A 14513-nucleotide genomic window follows, 5' to 3' on the forward strand; every position below is an offset into this window, starting at 1 on the left:
GTGAAAAGGTTCGCTACTCAGAACGCGCGAGGCGACCGCCAAGCTTCAACCCAAAGATCGGAAGGCCCGAGCGGCCCGGCAAGGCGTTGCTTGTGAAACGCCGGCTCGCGTGATCTTCTCCCCGCCAATTGGGGCCGGCGAGGGAGATTTGACCGGGGGTGGTCAAGGCCCAGCCACTCGTCACGTTCAAGGCTAGTGTATGAATATCGTTATCGCCGCGGGCATTCTGGTCACGCTGGTGACCGGAATTCCCGTCGTCATTCAGCTTCTGAAGGGCCATCCGCGCGGCCTGATCATCTGTTTCCTGGCCGAGATGTGGGAGCGCTTCTCCTACTACGGCATGCGGGGCTTGCTGATCTTCTATCTGACCCAGCACTTCCTGTTCGACCCGAAGGCCGCCAGCGGCCACTACGGCTCCTATACCTCGCTGGTCTATATCGTGCCCCTGCTGGGCGGCTTCCTGGCCGACCGCTACCTGGGCACCCGCAAGGCCGTCGCGCTCGGCGCCATCTTGCTGGTGGCGGGTCACCTGACCATGGCGATCGAGGGCAAGCCGGCGGTCCAGACCCTGACCTATGCCGGCCAGACCTATGAGTTCCAGGCCCAGGGCCGGGGCGACGAGCGCCTGGCCCGGATGATCGTGGCCGGCAAGCCCTACGCGGTCGCCGCCAGCGAGGCGGGTAATTTCGAGATCAAGGGCCTGCCCGCCGACGCGGCCGTTCCCGCCGTGCTGTCCAAGGGCCAGTACACGCTGGCGGTGAAGGACCGCGACCCGCTGTACCTGAACATCTTCTGGCTGGCCCTGTCGCTGATCATCGTCGGCGTCGGCTTCATGAAGGCCAATGTCGCCACCCTGGTCGGTCAGCTCTATCCGCAAGGCGACCCGCGCCGGGATCCGGGCTTCACCCTCTACTATTACGGCATCAATCTCGGCTCGTTCTGGGCCGCCATTCTGTGCGGCGTCCTGGGCGTCAATGTCGGCTGGTGGGCCGGCTTCGGCGCGGCGGGCATCGGCATGCTGGCCGGCTTCGTGATCTTCGTGCTGGGCAAGCCCTGGCTGCTGGGCCACGGCGAGCCGCCGGAAGGCGCCAAGCTGAAGGAAAAGGTCGCCGGGCCGATCAGCCGCGAGCTGGTGATCTACGGGATCTCCGGGCTGGCGGTGGGAGCGGTGTTCCTGCTGGTGCAACACACGCCGGTCGTGAGCGCCACCCTGCTGGCCGGCATGTTCGGCTCGCTGGGCTATATCCTGTGGTTCGCCTTCGCCAAGTGCGAGAAGGTCGAGCGTGAGCGCCTGCTGCTGGCCACGGTGCTGGTGCTGGGCGCGGTGGTGTTCTGGACCCTGTTCGAGCAGGCCGGCTCGTCGCTGAACCTGTTCGCGGCCACCAATGTGAACCTCAAGCTGCTGTCCAAGCCGGTCGAATGGTTCGGCGGGGCGGTGGTGCTGGGCTCGCCCGAACAGCTGGCCGCCGCCGGAATCTCCACCACGGGCAGGTTGTGGGTCAACACGGCCTTCAACGCCGCCCAGACCCAGGCCATCAACGCCGGCTGGATCCTGATCTTCGCCCCCGTCTTCGCCGCCCTGTGGACGGTGCTGACGGCGCGCGGGGTCAATCCCAACCCGATGGTCAAGTTCGGCCTGTCGATGATCCAGATCGGCGCCGGCTTCCTGATCCTGCTGATCGGGGCTCAGTTCGCCGACGGCGCGTTCAAGATGCCGCTGGTCTTCCTGGTGCTGATGTACATGCTGCACACCAGCGGCGAGATGTGCATGTCGCCGGTCGGCCTGTCGCAGATGACCAAGCTGTCGCCCGTCCAGATCGTCTCGTTCGTGATGGCCGTCTGGTACATGGCCCTGGCCATGGCCAACCTGTTCGGCGGCTGGATCGCCGCCATCGCCTCGACCGAGACGATCGGTGGCCAGGTCCTGAACCCCGCCGCCGCCATGACCCAGTCGCTGTTGGTGTTCAAGGTCATCGGCCTGGTGGCGATCGGGATCGGGGTGCTGTTCCTGGTCCTGGCGCCATTCCTCAAGAAGTGGTCGCACGGCTCGGACGACACCAACGCCGCGCCGATCGCGGATTCTACCGTCTCCGGTCAGGCCTAGGCCTGGCCGAGCGTGGCAGCCGAAAGTTTAGGCGGTTTCGGCGTCCGCCACGCTCTAAGTATCTGAGTTAGAGCCTGTTTATCCGTCTAGGATGTCCATCCTAGACGGACAGGCTCTACGGAATGAAGGGCCCCAGCGACGAACTGGGGCCCTTCTCCAAGGCGTGGAGGGGCCACGCCTTACCTCAGGTGGGAACGGCCTTCGCGGTGGCTCAAACCACGAAGGCCGCTTTCCGCTCCTACCCGAAGCTCTTTCGCACCTTGATGAACAGGTAGGGCTCGAACGGGAGTTCACGCGTCTCGGTCTGCGTGACGATTCCCGAAGCCCGGTTGCCCGCGTACATCACCCGGGTGCGAATTTTGTGACGGCTGCTCCAGTTGGCCAGCTCGGTGCGGATGGTCAGGTCCTTGCGCGGCCGCCATTCGACGAAGCCCTCCAGGTATTGCTCGAACTTGAAGGTGCGCACCTCGCCGACGCGGTAGTAGCGCTCCTCGTTCTGGCAGTTCGTGGTGACGCCCCAGCTCCATCGGCCGCCTGGCATGTCGCGCGTGAAGCGGACGTCGCAGGTGAACGGCTTCTGGCCCGAGATGCGGCGCCTGGCATGGGTGACGGGGTCGGTGACCTGGCTTTCCGCCCACGACAGGCGCGCCTTCAGCTGGCCGCCGCTGACGCCAAGCTTGTCGGTCGGTAGCGTCAGATTGACCTGGTAGAAGTCGCTCTTGCCGTCGCCGATATTGCCCGGCGCCTCGAAGCTGGTGTTGATCGGGATGACGTCGACGACGTCCTTGATCTCGCCGTGGCGGTACAGCAGCACCAGGGCGCCGCCGCCCCAGAAGCGCTTCTCCCAGGCGGTCTCGATCGTCCAGCGGCGGTCCGGCTCGAGGTCGGGATTGCCGGCGTCGACGGTGCCGGTCTCGGTGCCTGCCGACGAGACGAAGTCGTCGAAGTCCAGCTGGCCGACCTCGCGCTCGATCCGCACCCGCAGCTGGTCGGTCTTGGTCGGAGACCAGGTCGCGAGCAGCCGGGGCTTGGGATAGAAGAACGACTTCGAAAGATCGGTGTCACCGCTCTGGCTGATGCGCGAGACCTCCATGCGGGCCCCGGCCTCGAGGTTCAGCTTCGGGCTGGCCCGCCAGATCGCCTTGCCCGACAGCTCGCCGCGCAGCTCCTCGACCTTGACCTGGGCGGCCGGCAACGGGATCGAGACCCGGTTCTCGTAATAGCGATTGTCACCATCGAGGAAGTTATAGGCGCCCTCGATCCCGGCTTCGAACGACAGGCTGTCCGAGCGCCGGTGCTTCAGCTCCGAGCGCAGGATCGTCTCGCCGGTGTCGGTCTTCGACCGGTAGTCGACGAACAGGCTGGGGGTCTCGAAGGTGGAGCCATAGATGTCCCGCTCCAGGTTCTGCAGCAAAACCAGCTGCAGGTCCGTGCGGGCCGACAGGCCGCGGTCGTAGCGGGCCCCGAACTCGCCAGTGTAGTCCGCCAGGGTCTCGCCGTTCAGCTCGCGGGCCGGGCCCGGGAAGACGCGGGTGGCGGTCACGTCGCGGTCGTAGCCGAAGAACTCGAGCTTGGCGTTGACGCGGGCCTTGCCGCCCAGCATCGGCCGCTGGACGGCGCCGCGCAGGATGTAGTTCTCGATGATGTCGTAGCCCTTCAGGGCGTCCTTCGAGATGGGAACGCCGGCCCCGTTGGCGCGCAGGCGCACGCCGCCGTCGTAAGTGTTGTCGGTGCGGTCGCGGGTGGCCTTCAGCGACCCTTCCAGGGCGTTGTCGCCCTCGCGGCGCGAGCCTTCCAGCTCCAGGATCGGGCCGAAGAAGCCGTCCGGATAGAGGTAGGTCTGGAGGTTGACGACCTTCTGGACCTGGACCGTGCGCTTGAGGACGATGTTGGCCATGACCGTGCGGCCCTGCATGTCGATCCCCGGCGCGCCGCCGCGGATCAGGTCGATCCGCTCGACGGTCGACGCGGAGATTCGCCGCAGCATGTCCTCGAGGGACTCGTTCTTGCTGGTGGGGCGTTCTCCGTTGATCAGAAAGTTGCCGGACGTGCCGGCGAAGCCGCGCGCGTTGTCGCCCTGCTCCAGCGAGAAGCCGGGCAGGCGGGTGATCATGTCCAGGGCGGTGCTGGGCTGGGCGGCGGCGAAGAACTCGGGCGGGTAGGGGATGACGCCGCGCTGGGCCGGGTCCACCTCTTGCGGCGCGGCGGCGGCCGGGGGCGAGGACGATTCAGCCGTGCTGACGGCCTGGTCCTCGTCGAGGGGCGCGACGCCCGCCAAGGCGATCAGCAGAGCGGTCGCTAGCATCGGCGTTTGTCCCCCAAAAGCGACCCTCCCCTGGGCCGGGCGAAATGTGGGGGCACGGTGGCGGCGGCCGTGGCGCGAAGAAAGTTACATCCGTGAAATGTGGATTAAACCTTTGAAAGGTTGCCGCTGATCACCCAGCGGGGCGGCTTGCGGCGCGTGGCTCGAGGCCATAGGTGCGGGCGGAATGGGGAGCATGAGATGACCGACGCCGTGACGCCATTGACGGCGAGCGACCTGGCTGGCGCCGACGGCGCGGCGCTGCTGGCGCTGAACAACGCCCACGCCGTCGAGCTGTCGTGGCTGGAGCCGGAACGGTTGGCGCATCTGGTCGCCGAGGCGTTCGTAGCGCGGCGGGTCGGCGCGGCCGACGCCCTGCTGCTGGCCTTCGACCAGGCCGCCGACTACGACAGCGAGAACTTCCTGTGGTTCCGCGAGCGCTATGGCGCCTTCGTCTATGTCGACCGGGTGGTGGTGGCCGACGGGGCGCGGGGCAGGGGTCTGGCGCGGCGGCTCTACGACAACCTGTTCGCGGCCGCCAAGGCGGCGGGCCACGAACGGATCGTCTGCGAGGTCAATTCCGATCCGCCCAACCCGGCCTCGGACAGGTTCCACACGGCGCTGGGCTTCGTCCCGGTGGGGACCGCCGCGATCCACGGCGGGAAGAAGACGGTGACGTATCTGGAGCGGGTGATTTAGGCGGGAGACGCCCCCTCCGTCTCGCCGCGTATCCGCGGCGATCCACCTCCCCCGTTTCACGGGTGAGGAGGGAACGGCTTCCTCCTCCCTTGCGAAGCGGGGGAGGTGGCGCGGCGCCGATAGGCGACGTGACGGAGGGGGCGCTTTTGCGCGCGCCCTAAACCGCCGTGCCGCCCACGGTCAGCCCAGTGATCTTCAGCGACGGCTGACCCACGCCGACCGGCACGCCTTGGCCCGACTTGCCGCAGACGCCGATGCCGGGGTCGAAGTCGAAGTCGTTGCCGATCATGGTCACCCGGGTCAGGGCGCTGGGGCCATCGCCGATCAGGGTCGCGCCCTTGACCGGGGCGGTGATCTTGCCGTCTTCGACCAGATAGGCCTCGGTGCACTGGAAGACGAACTTGCCGTTGGTGATGTCCACCTGGCCGCCGCCGAAATTGGCGCAGTACAGGCCGCGCTTCAGCGAGGCGATCATCTCTTGCGGATCGTCCTGGCCGGCCAGCATGCCGGTGTTGGTCATGCGCGGCATCGGCATGTGGGCGTAGGACTGGCGGCGGCCGTTGCCGGTGGCCTTCATGCCCATCAGCCGCGCGCTCATCCGGTCGTGCATGTAGCCCACCAGGATGCCGTCCTCGATCAGGATGGTGCGCTCGGTGGGCGTGCCTTCGTCGTCGACGGTCAGCGAGCCGCGGCGGCCCGGGATCGAGCCGTCGTCGAACACCGTGACGCCCTTGGCGGCGACGCGCTCACCCAAGCGGCCCGAAAAGGCGCTGATGCCCTTGCGATTGAAGTCGCCTTCCAGCCCGTGGCCGACGGCCTCGTGCAGCAGCACGCCGTTCCAGCCCGGACCCAGCACCACGTCCATCTCGCCGGCCGGGCAGGCGACGGCGTCGAGATTGACCAGCGCCATGCGCAGGGCCTCGTCGACCTGGTCCTGCCACTTGTCGGGCGAGATCCAGGCAGCGAAGCCGGCCCGGCCGCCGGCCCCGGACGAGCCGTTCTCGCGACGGCCGTCCTTCTCGACGGTGACCTGGACATTGACCCGCACCAGCGGGCGGACGTCGCGGATCAGCTTGCCGTCGGCGCGCAGGATCTCGACCACTCGCCGCTCGCCGGCCATCGAGGCCATCACCTGCACGACACGCGGGTCGCGGGCGCGGGCGAAGGCGTCGATCTCCTGGAGCAGGGAGACCTTGTCGGAGAAGTCAGGGGCGGAAACCGGATTGTCCTCGCCATAGAGCTTTTCGTTGGTCGAGCGCGGGCTTTCGGCGCTGACGCCGGCGTGGCCGCGCTTGGCCAGGCTGGCCGAATCGGCGGCGCGACGGATGGCGGCTTCGCTGATCTCGGCGGCGTGGGCGTAGCCCGCCGTCTCGCCGGCCACGACGCGCAGGCCGAAGCCCTCGCCGGAATCGTAGGAAGCGCTCTTGAGGCGTCCGTCGTCGAAGACGAAGGCCTCGCTCTCGGAGCGTTCGAGGAACAGTTCGCCGTCGTCGGCGCCGGCCAGGGCCTCGCCCAGGATCGAGCGAGCGCGTTCGGGATCGACGCCGGCGGCGTCCAGGAGGGAGGGGCCCAGAAGGGAAGAGGCGGAGAGCGGTGCGTTCATGAGCCTACAGGTAGGCGTTCCGAACGCGTCCGTCACCCCGCCCCTATTGTCGCGGTCCAGATGATAAAGAGCACGACGCTTCCTTCATCCGACCTTCCCGGCGAAGGCCGGGATCCAGATCGAGCCCAGAGCGACCGCCGGGTCTGGCGGTGGAGAGAGGCGCATCACCTCAATCGCTCGGGATGAATCTGGGCCCCGGCCTTCGCCGGGGAGGTCGGAGGAAAGTGTCAGTACTCGCGACGGATCTCGCCCGAGCCGCTGATCTCGCTGCTGACGAGCTTGGGCTCGGTGCGCAGCTCGACGTCGCCGCTGCCGGAGATGTCGATCTTGGCCTTGTTGGTCGCGAACAGCGCGCCGCCGCCGCTGCCCGAGGTGTCGAAGACCGCGTCCTTGGCCTTCAGGTCGGTCAGGTTCACCCAGCCCGAGCCCGAATTGTCCACGGCGACGGCTTCGGTGCGGCCGGCGGCCTGGACGTCGCCGCTGCCGCTGACCGTCACGGCCAGGGCCGGGTGGTCATAGCGGCGGATCTCCAGATCGCCTGAGCCGCGCACGTCGAACTTGGTGACGTCCGGGGCGATGACCGTGATCTTCACGCGGTCGGAGTCGCTTTGAACTCGGATGCCGTGATGGTCGATGGTCAGGGTGTCGTGATCGACGTCATCGTCCTCGTTCAGGCCGACGTGGCCGCCGTCGACGCGCAGGCGGTCGATGTAGCTCTTCGGTCCCGAGGCGACGATCTTGGCCTCGGCGCCCTGGACGAACACCACGTCGACCGGCAGGTCGATGATCAGCTGGTCCTTGCCGGTCCAGGCGAAGGTGCGGTCGACGGTCGGCGAGGGCCGCTCGCCGGCGACGCGGACGTGCCGGACGGTGCGGATCACCTTGCCGTTCTCGCGGACGACAATGGTGTCGCCGTCGTTGTCGAACGGCAGGGTCCAGCCGTTCTTCATGATCTCGGGGCCGGCGATGGCCGCGACCCCGGCGAAACAGGCGATGGCGAGCGCGAAGCTGGCGACGCCGACAATGAGTGTGTTGCGGATCAGCATAGTGTCCCCTCCTCTTCGCCGCTCAGGCTTGGTCCATGGCCGGCTTCAGGAGCCGGAAGTGCAGGCGGCCGTACCAGACGACCGCGTTGACGACGCCGACCGTGACGACGGTCAGCAGGGCCCCCAGGAAGGTGGCGGTGGCCATCAGGCCCACGCCCGCCAGGAAGGCCGTGATCGGCCCGCCCGGAGGCGCGGCCAGCGGCCCCATGGCGAAGACGAAGCCGCCGACCACGAACAGGGTGACGACCGCGACCAGCACGCCGAACAGCGCGCCCAGCACGCCCATCAGCAGGGGCAGCAGGAACATCAGGTCCAGCGCCCCCAGGCCCAGCAGGGCGATGACGGCGGCCATGGCGTTGGAGGGGTTCTTCTTCTCCTCCCACTGCTTGAGGCCGGCCTCGGCGCGCAGTTCGCGGGCCAGGCGGTCGGGATCGCCAAGCGCGGCGGCCACCTCGGCTTCGCTGCGGCCGGCGGCCTGGGCGTCGGCGAAGTGGGCCTCATGGTCGGCGACGATGTCGGCGATGGTGGTCACCGGCAGGCCGGCCAGGCCGCGGCGCAGGCGGGTCATGAACTCGGCCTGGGTCATGCGGAGGCTCCCACGATGTCGTTCACCGCGTTGGCGAACGTGGTCCATTCGGCCTTCTGCTGGGCCAGGCTCTGACGGCCGGCGGCGGTCAGGCGGTAGTACTTGCGCGGCGGACCGCTCTGGCTTTCCACCAGATAGGTCTCGACCAGCCCATCCGACTGCATGCGGCGCATCAGCGGATAGATCGTCCCTTCCCCCATATCGATGTCCCTCGTGAGCCTGCTGGCGATCTCGTAGGCGTAGCTGTCGGCGTGCGAGAGCAAGGCCAGCACGCACAGCGCCAGCACGCCTTTCTTCAATTGGATTTCAATGGCTTCCGGCACGTCGTCCTCGCCTGGTTGGATGCAGCCTTGTACTGCACGGTACTGAGTGGTGCAAGGTACCTACTGATGAACGATACGTAATGATGCGGAAGGCGTTTCAGCGCCCGATGAAACGGATTCCCGGCCGTGGCGCCTCAGGTCGGGGGCAACCGGGCAATCCCATGCCGCGCGCGTGGTCTCTGGCGCTTGGCAACCGCTGGCGATGCGCGTATGCAGCCTCGGACCGACCATCGGGCGGACTAGACGTCGACGCGCGACTCACTATGAGCGACGTCGACGGCGGGCGCTGGATCGAGGGTCTCGTAAATACAAGTCGGCGCGGCGCGGCCTTAGATTAGGGTCAACTCGCCGCCGAAACGGGCCGTGAGGGATATGAAGGCGCAATTTTCGGGGATTCGGCGGATCATGACGGGCGTGTCCGCCCTCGCCGCCAGCATCGTGTTCTCTGGGGCATTCGCGGGGAACGCCCTCGCCGAGGATCTGATGGGCCAGCCCACGCCGGGGGCCATCGATCTCCAGCCGGCCGCGTCGGAGCTGAAGCACCACGCGATCTGGTTCCACAACATCGTCCTGATGCCGATCATCACGGCCATCACCCTGCTGGTGCTGGGCCTGCTGATCTGGATCGTGGTGCGCTATAATAAGAAAGCGAACCCGGTCCCGGCCAAGTTCAGCCACAACACCACGGTCGAGATCGTCTGGACCCTGGTGCCGGTCCTGATCCTGATGGTCATCGCCATCTTCTCGTTCCGGCTGCTGTTCCACTACAACGACATGCCCAAACCCTACATGACCGTGAAGGCTACGGGCTATCAGTGGTACTGGGGCTACGAATATCCCGACCAGAAGATCAGCGAGATCGTGTCACTGCCGCTCACCAAGGAACAGGCCGACGCCAAGAAGGTCCCGTACCTGCTGGCCGCCGACAAGGCGATGGTCGTTCCCGTGAACCAGGTCGTCCGCGTCCAGGTCACCGGCGCCGACGTGATCCACGCCTTCGCCCTGCCGGCCTTCGGTCTGAAGATCGACGCCATCCCGGGCCGCCTGAACGAAACCTGGTTCAAGGCCGAGCGGACCGGCGTGTTCTACGGCCAGTGCTCGGAGCTCTGCGGCGTCGACCACTCGAACATGCCGATCGAGATCCACGTGGTCTCGCAAGGCGAGTTCGACGCCTGGGTCAAGGAGAAGGTCGCGCCGCCGGCCGCCGCTCCGGCTCCGGCCGCCGCTGGCGCCGCCGCGACCCCCGCCTCGGCTCCGGCCGCCGCCCCCGCTTCCGCTCCGGCCGCGGCTCCCGCCGCGCCGGCGGCCTAAGAATACGATCGTAGGATAGAAGTCCGATGGCTCACGCCGCAGACACTCACGGCCACGACGGTCACGACGACGCCGACCACAAGCCGCCCTTCTTCGCTCGCTGGTTCTTCTCCACGAACCACAAGGACATCGGCACCCTGTACATCCTGTTCGCCATCATGGCGGGCATCGTCGGCGGCGCCCTGTCGGGCCTGATCCGCTGGGAGCTGATGGAGCCGGGCATCCAGGTGTTCTCGGACACCGGCCTGCTGGCCCAGCTGGGCGTCTTCAAGGGCAAGCACGGCTATAACGCCGTCGTCACCGCCCACGCCCTGATCATGATCTTCTTCATGGTCATGCCCGCCATGATCGGCGGCTTCGGCAACTGGTTCGTCCCGATCATGATCGGCGCGCCGGACATGGCCTTCCCGCGGATGAACAACATCTCGTTCTGGCTGCTGATCGCCGCCTGGGTCCTGCTTTGCACGTCGATGTTCGTCGACGGCGGCCCGGGCCACGGCTTCGGCGGCGGCTGGACGATCTATCCGCCGCTGTCGACCATCGGCCACAAGGGTCCGGCCATGGACCTGGCGATCCTGTCGCTCCACCTGGCTRGCGCTTCGTCGATCCTGGGCGCGATCAACTTCATCACCACGATCTTCAACATGCGCGCGCCGGGTATGACCCTGCACCGCATGCCGCTGTTCGCCTGGTCGGTGCTGATCACCGCCTTCCTGCTGCTGCTGTCGCTGCCCGTCTTGGCCGGCGCCATCACCATGCTGCTGACCGACCGTAACTTCGGCACGCACTTCTTCGACCCGTCGGCCGGCGGCGACCCCGTCATGTTCCAGCACCTGTTCTGGTTCTTCGGCCACCCGGAAGTGTACATCCTGATCCTGCCGGGCTTCGGCATCGTCAGCCACATCGTCTCGACCTTCTCCAAGAAGCCGGTGTTCGGCTACCTGGCGATGGCCTACGCGATGGTCGCCATCGGCTTCGTGGGCTTCGTCGTGTGGGCGCACCACATGTACACGGTCGGCATGAGCATCAACCTGCGCGCCTATTTCGTGGCCGCGACGATGATCATCGCCGTCCCGACGGGCGTGAAGATCTTCAGCTGGATCGCCACGATGTGGGGTGGTTCGCTGGACTTCAAGACGCCGCTGCTGTGGGCGATCGGCTTCATCTTCCTGTTCACGGTCGGCGGCGTCACGGGCGTTGTCCTGTCGAACGCCGGCATCGACTACAGCCTGCACGACACCTACTACGTGGTCGCGCACTTCCACTACGTGCTGTCGCTAGGCGCGGTGTTCGCCATCTTCGCCGGCTTCTTCTACTGGTTCGAGAAGATGTGGGGCGTGAAGTACAACGAGTTCCTGGGCTGCGCGCAGTTCTGGATCATGTTCGTCGGCGTGAACCTGGTGTTCTTCCCGCAGCACTTCCTGGGCCTGCAAGGCATGCCGCGTCGCTACGTCGACTACCCGGAAGCCTTCGCCAAGTGGAACTACGTCTCGTCGGTGGGCTACATGATCACCGCCGTCGGCGTGGTCGTGTTCCTGGTCCTGCTGCTGGAAGCCGCGATCCGTCGCCGTCCGGCCGTCGCCAACCCGTGGGGCGAAGGCGCCACGACGCTGGAATGGACCCTGTCCTCGCCGCCGCCGTTCCACCAGTTCAGCGAACCGCCGGTGATCAAGGAAGACAGCCACCACTAAGGCTGGCTCTTCCGGACCCAAGAGAAGCAGGGGCGCGGTCGGGATCCTTAAGGGTCCAGGCCGCGCCCTTCGCCCATTGAAGACCGATATATTCCTCTCGATGTCGAAGACCCTCGCCATGACCCCGGAGACGGCCCAGCCGGACACGACAGAGACCGCGCGCTGGCAGGACTATTTCCAGCTGATGAAGCCGCGCGTCATGTCGCTGGTCGTGTTCACGGGCCTGACCGGCCTGCTGGCGGCCCGCGCGCCGATCCATCCGGTGCTGGGCGCGATCGCGGTGCTGTGCATCGCCGTCGGGGCCGGCGCCTCGGGCGCGCTGAACATGTGGTACGACGCCGACATCGACCAGCAGATGCGCCGCACGCGCGGCCGTCCGGTGCCGTCGGGCAAGGTCAAGGCCGAGGAGGCCGCCTCGTTGGGCGTGGTGCTGTCCCTGCTGTCGGTGATGTTCCTCGGCTTCGCGATCAACTGGTTCGCCGCCGGCCTGCTGGCCTTCACCATCGTCTTCTACGCCGTCGTCTACACGATGTGGCTCAAGCGCTGGACGGCGCAGAACATCGTCATCGGCGGCCTGGCCGGCGCCCTGCCGCCCGCCATCGGCTGGGCCGCGGCCACGGGCTCGGCCCCGCTGAACGCCTGGCTGATGGTGGCGATCATCTTCTTCTGGACCCCGCCGCATTTCTGGGCCCTGTCGCTGTACGTCACCACCGACTACGCCAAGGCCGGGGTGCCGATGCTGCCGGTGGTCAAGGGCGCCAAGGAGACGCGCAAGCAGATCCTGATCTACAGCCTGCTGCTGGTTCCGATCTGCCTGACGCCGGTGCTGACCGGCCTGGGCGGCCCGATCTACCTGGCCGTGGCGGCCCTGGGCGGGGCGGTGTTCCTGATCCTTTCTTGGCGTGTCTTCGCCAGCAAGGCCGGCGACGCGGCTGACCCGCGCGTGGCCGACCGGGCCCTCTACGACGTCACCGAGGACGAGAAGGCCGCCGGCGCGAAGGCCGCGCGCAACCTGTTCGCCTTCTCGATCCTGTACCTTTTCGCCCTGTTCGCCGCCCTGCTGGGCGAGGCCGTGGCGGGCGTGCACGCCCTGGAGCTGCTCAAGTGAACCAACCGGCAGACACTCAAGCGACGCGGGACGCGGCCAAGAAGGCCCGTAACGGGCGCAACATCGCGCTGGGCCTTGGCCTGGTGGCTTTCGTGATCATGGTCTTCGTCGTCACCCTCGTGAGGCTCGGCGCCAATGTCGCCCATCCCCATCCGTAAGGGGCGCTCCCCTAAGTCTGCCCCGACGCCGCAGGAGCGCCGCAACGGCAAGGTGGCCCTGATCTGCGCGGCGGCCTTCTTCGGCATGGTCGGCGCGGCCTATGCCGCCGTGCCGCTGTACAAGCTGTTCTGCCAGGCCACCGGCTTCGACGGCACGGTTCGCAAGGCCGTGGCCAAGCCGACCCGGATCCTGGACCGCAAGGTCAAGGTCCGCTTCGACGCCAACATCCGCGAGCTGCCGTGGCAGTTCCAGACGCTGCAGGCCAGCCAGGACATCCGCATCGGCGACACGGGCCTGGCCTTCTTCAAGGTCACCAACCCCACCGACAAGCCGCAAACGGGCCGGGCGCTCTACAACGTGGTGCCCGAATCGGCGGGGCCGTATTTCCAGAAGCTGGAGTGCTTCTGCTTCACCAGCCAGACGATCCAGCCTCACCAGACGGTGGAGTTCCCGGTCGTCTATTTCGTGGATCCCCAGTTCGCGGATGATCCCGAAACCAAGGGCAAGAACGAGATCACGCTCTCGTACACGTTCTTCCCCGCCGTCGATGACGGTAAAGCTGGCAAAGTCGCCGCATCGGCGACGCCTCGTATCGTCGAACCCCTTGGCGGCGCACCGTCGAGAGGGCTATAGCGTTTCAGAACGACCACGGCGCGGGGGGACCAGCGACCGTGCTCAGAGGGATATAAGGGTTAGCAGCAACATGGCCGGCGCCGTCAAACACGACTACCACATCCTTCCGCCCAGCCCGTGGCCCTTCGTGGGTTCCGTCGCCGCGACCGTCATGGCCATTGGCCTGATCGGTTGGATCAAGGGCGGCGTGTTCGGCATCGAGAAGGGCAACTGGGCCATCTTCGCCGCCGGCTTCGCGGGCGTGCTCTACACCATGTTTGGCTGGTGGTCGGACGTGGCCAAGGAAGCCAAGGTCGGCGACCACACCCCGGTCGTCTCGATCGGCCTGCGCTACGGCATGATCCTGTTCATCGCCTCGGAAGTGATGTTCTTCGTGGCGTGGTTCTGGATGTTCTTCGAGATGGCRCTGTTCCATCATCACCGCACCCTGTCGGCGATCGAGGAAGTCCGCACCGCCTGGGCCACCTGGCCGCCCGCCGGCGTCGAGACCGTCTCGCCGTGGCACCTGCCGCTGGTCAACACCCTGACCCTGCTGCTCTCGGGCACCACGGTCACCTGGGCGCACCACGCGCTGCAGGTCGGCGACCGCAAGGGCGCCAAGTGGGGCCTGATCCTGACCATCGCGCTGGGCGCGCTGTTCACCCTGATCCAGGTCTACGAGTACAGCCACATCAACCACGAGCAGCTGTTCTATTCGGAAGCCGCCGTGAATTCGGGCCTCTATGGCTCGACGTTCTTCCTGGCCACCGGCTTCCACGGCTTCCACGTGTTCGTCGGCACCCTGTTCCTGATCGTCTGCCTGATCCGCCTGCTGAACGGGGCCTTCACGCCCAAGCAGCACTTCGGCTTCGAGGCGGCCGCCTGGTATTGGCACTTCGTGGACGTGGTCTGGCTGTTCCTGTTCGCGTTCATCTACGTGATCTTCGGGGCCTCGGCCCACTAGATCCA

13 protein-coding genes are annotated in these 14513 nt (G+C 66.8%); 8 read left to right on the forward strand and 5 right to left on the reverse strand.

What is annotated here, in order from left to right; genetic code table 11:
* Positions 1–199 precede the first annotated feature (199 nt).
* Entirely contained in the window at positions 200–2104 is a 1905-nt protein-coding gene (locus tag AC1DSO_RS08200) for a peptide MFS transporter (RefSeq protein WP_477068371.1), read from the forward strand.
* A 238-nt stretch (positions 2105–2342) separates the two neighbouring features.
* Here the strand turns inward: AC1DSO_RS08200 and AC1DSO_RS08205 are convergent, their stop codons facing one another.
* Positions 2343–4409, reverse strand: coding sequence for a TonB-dependent receptor plug domain-containing protein (locus AC1DSO_RS08205; RefSeq protein WP_477068372.1), 2067 nt, complete (start codon positions 4407–4409; stop codon positions 2343–2345).
* Positions 4410–4607: 198 nt separating this feature from the next.
* Here AC1DSO_RS08205 and AC1DSO_RS08210 point away from each other — a divergent pair, with 198 nt between their 5' ends.
* Positions 4608–5105 (forward strand): GNAT family N-acetyltransferase, encoded by a 498-nt coding sequence (locus tag AC1DSO_RS08210; RefSeq protein ID WP_477068373.1) that lies wholly within the window; start codon positions 4608–4610, stop codon positions 5103–5105.
* 157 nt (positions 5106–5262) lie between these two features.
* Here the strand turns inward: AC1DSO_RS08210 and tldD are convergent, their stop codons facing one another.
* The 4 genes from tldD to AC1DSO_RS08230 form a co-directional block, all read right to left on the reverse strand.
* The gene (gene tldD / locus AC1DSO_RS08215; protein WP_477068374.1) at positions 5263–6708 is read right to left on the reverse strand and encodes a metalloprotease TldD; all 1446 of its coding nucleotides are present in this window, start codon (positions 6706–6708) and stop codon (positions 5263–5265) included.
* A 227-nt stretch (positions 6709–6935) separates the two neighbouring features.
* On the reverse strand, positions 6936–7754 hold the full coding sequence (locus tag AC1DSO_RS08220; protein WP_477068375.1) for a GIN domain-containing protein: 819 nt from the start codon (positions 7752–7754) through the stop codon (positions 6936–6938).
* 22 nt (positions 7755–7776) lie between these two features.
* On the reverse strand, positions 7777–8340 hold the full coding sequence (locus AC1DSO_RS08225; protein ID WP_056055001.1) for a DUF1700 domain-containing protein: 564 nt from the start codon (positions 8338–8340) through the stop codon (positions 7777–7779).
* Complete coding sequence (locus AC1DSO_RS08230) at positions 8337–8663, reverse strand: PadR family transcriptional regulator (RefSeq protein ID WP_047411906.1); 327 nt, start codon at positions 8661–8663, stop codon at positions 8337–8339. Before AC1DSO_RS08230 ends, AC1DSO_RS08225 begins: the two co-directional genes overlap by 4 nt.
* Positions 8664–9035: 372 nt before the next feature.
* Between AC1DSO_RS08230 and coxB the strand changes: the two genes are divergently transcribed.
* The 6 genes from coxB (at position 9036) to AC1DSO_RS08260 (ending at position 14508) form a co-directional block, all read left to right on the forward strand.
* Positions 9036–9974 carry a cytochrome c oxidase subunit II gene (gene coxB / locus AC1DSO_RS08235; protein WP_477068376.1) on the forward strand — a complete coding sequence of 313 codons (939 nt, stop codon included), beginning with the start codon at positions 9036–9038 and terminating at the stop codon, positions 9972–9974.
* A 26-nt stretch (positions 9975–10000) separates the two neighbouring features.
* Complete coding sequence (gene ctaD, locus AC1DSO_RS08240; RefSeq protein ID WP_477068377.1) at positions 10001–11665, forward strand: cytochrome c oxidase subunit I; 1665 nt, start codon at positions 10001–10003, stop codon at positions 11663–11665.
* A gap of 100 nt (positions 11666–11765) precedes the next feature.
* Complete coding sequence (gene cyoE / locus AC1DSO_RS08245) at positions 11766–12773, forward strand: heme o synthase (RefSeq protein ID WP_477068378.1); 1008 nt, start codon at positions 11766–11768, stop codon at positions 12771–12773.
* Positions 12770–12931 (forward strand): hypothetical protein, encoded by a 162-nt coding sequence (locus AC1DSO_RS08250; protein WP_477068379.1) that lies wholly within the window; start codon positions 12770–12772, stop codon positions 12929–12931. The genes cyoE and AC1DSO_RS08250 overlap by 4 nt, the downstream gene beginning before the upstream one ends.
* Complete coding sequence (locus AC1DSO_RS08255) at positions 12909–13565, forward strand: cytochrome c oxidase assembly protein (RefSeq protein WP_477068380.1); 657 nt, start codon at positions 12909–12911, stop codon at positions 13563–13565. The genes AC1DSO_RS08250 and AC1DSO_RS08255 overlap by 23 nt, the downstream gene beginning before the upstream one ends.
* Positions 13566–13635: 70 nt before the next feature.
* Positions 13636–14508 carry a cytochrome c oxidase subunit 3 gene (locus AC1DSO_RS08260; RefSeq protein ID WP_477068381.1) on the forward strand — a complete coding sequence of 291 codons (873 nt, stop codon included), beginning with the start codon at positions 13636–13638 and terminating at the stop codon, positions 14506–14508.
* Positions 14509–14513: the final 5 nt, after the last annotated feature.

This window comes from Caulobacter sp. P4_E5 (assembly GCF_056401555.1).

Bases quoted from the DNA above. Each gene is read 5' to 3' on its own strand.
- AC1DSO_RS08200 (WP_477068371.1), top strand. From the start codon at position 200: ATGAATATCGTTATCGCCGCGGGCATTCTGGTCACGCTGGTGACCGGA.
- AC1DSO_RS08225 (WP_056055001.1), bottom strand. From the start codon at position 8,340: ATGACCCAGGCCGAGTTCATGACCCGCCTGCGCCGCGGCCTGGCCGGC.
- cyoE (WP_477068378.1), top strand. From the start codon at position 11,766: ATGTCGAAGACCCTCGCCATGACCCCGGAGACGGCCCAGCCGGACACG.
- coxB (WP_477068376.1), top strand. From the start codon at position 9,036: ATGAAGGCGCAATTTTCGGGGATTCGGCGGATCATGACGGGCGTGTCC.
- AC1DSO_RS08205 (WP_477068372.1), bottom strand. From the start codon at position 4,409: ATGCTAGCGACCGCTCTGCTGATCGCCTTGGCGGGCGTCGCGCCCCTC.
- AC1DSO_RS08220 (WP_477068375.1), bottom strand. From the start codon at position 7,754: ATGCTGATCCGCAACACACTCATTGTCGGCGTCGCCAGCTTCGCGCTC.
- tldD (WP_477068374.1), bottom strand. From the start codon at position 6,708: ATGAACGCACCGCTCTCCGCCTCTTCCCTTCTGGGCCCCTCCCTCCTG.
- AC1DSO_RS08255 (WP_477068380.1), top strand. From the start codon at position 12,909: ATGTCGCCCATCCCCATCCGTAAGGGGCGCTCCCCTAAGTCTGCCCCG.
- AC1DSO_RS08210 (WP_477068373.1), top strand. From the start codon at position 4,608: ATGACCGACGCCGTGACGCCATTGACGGCGAGCGACCTGGCTGGCGCC.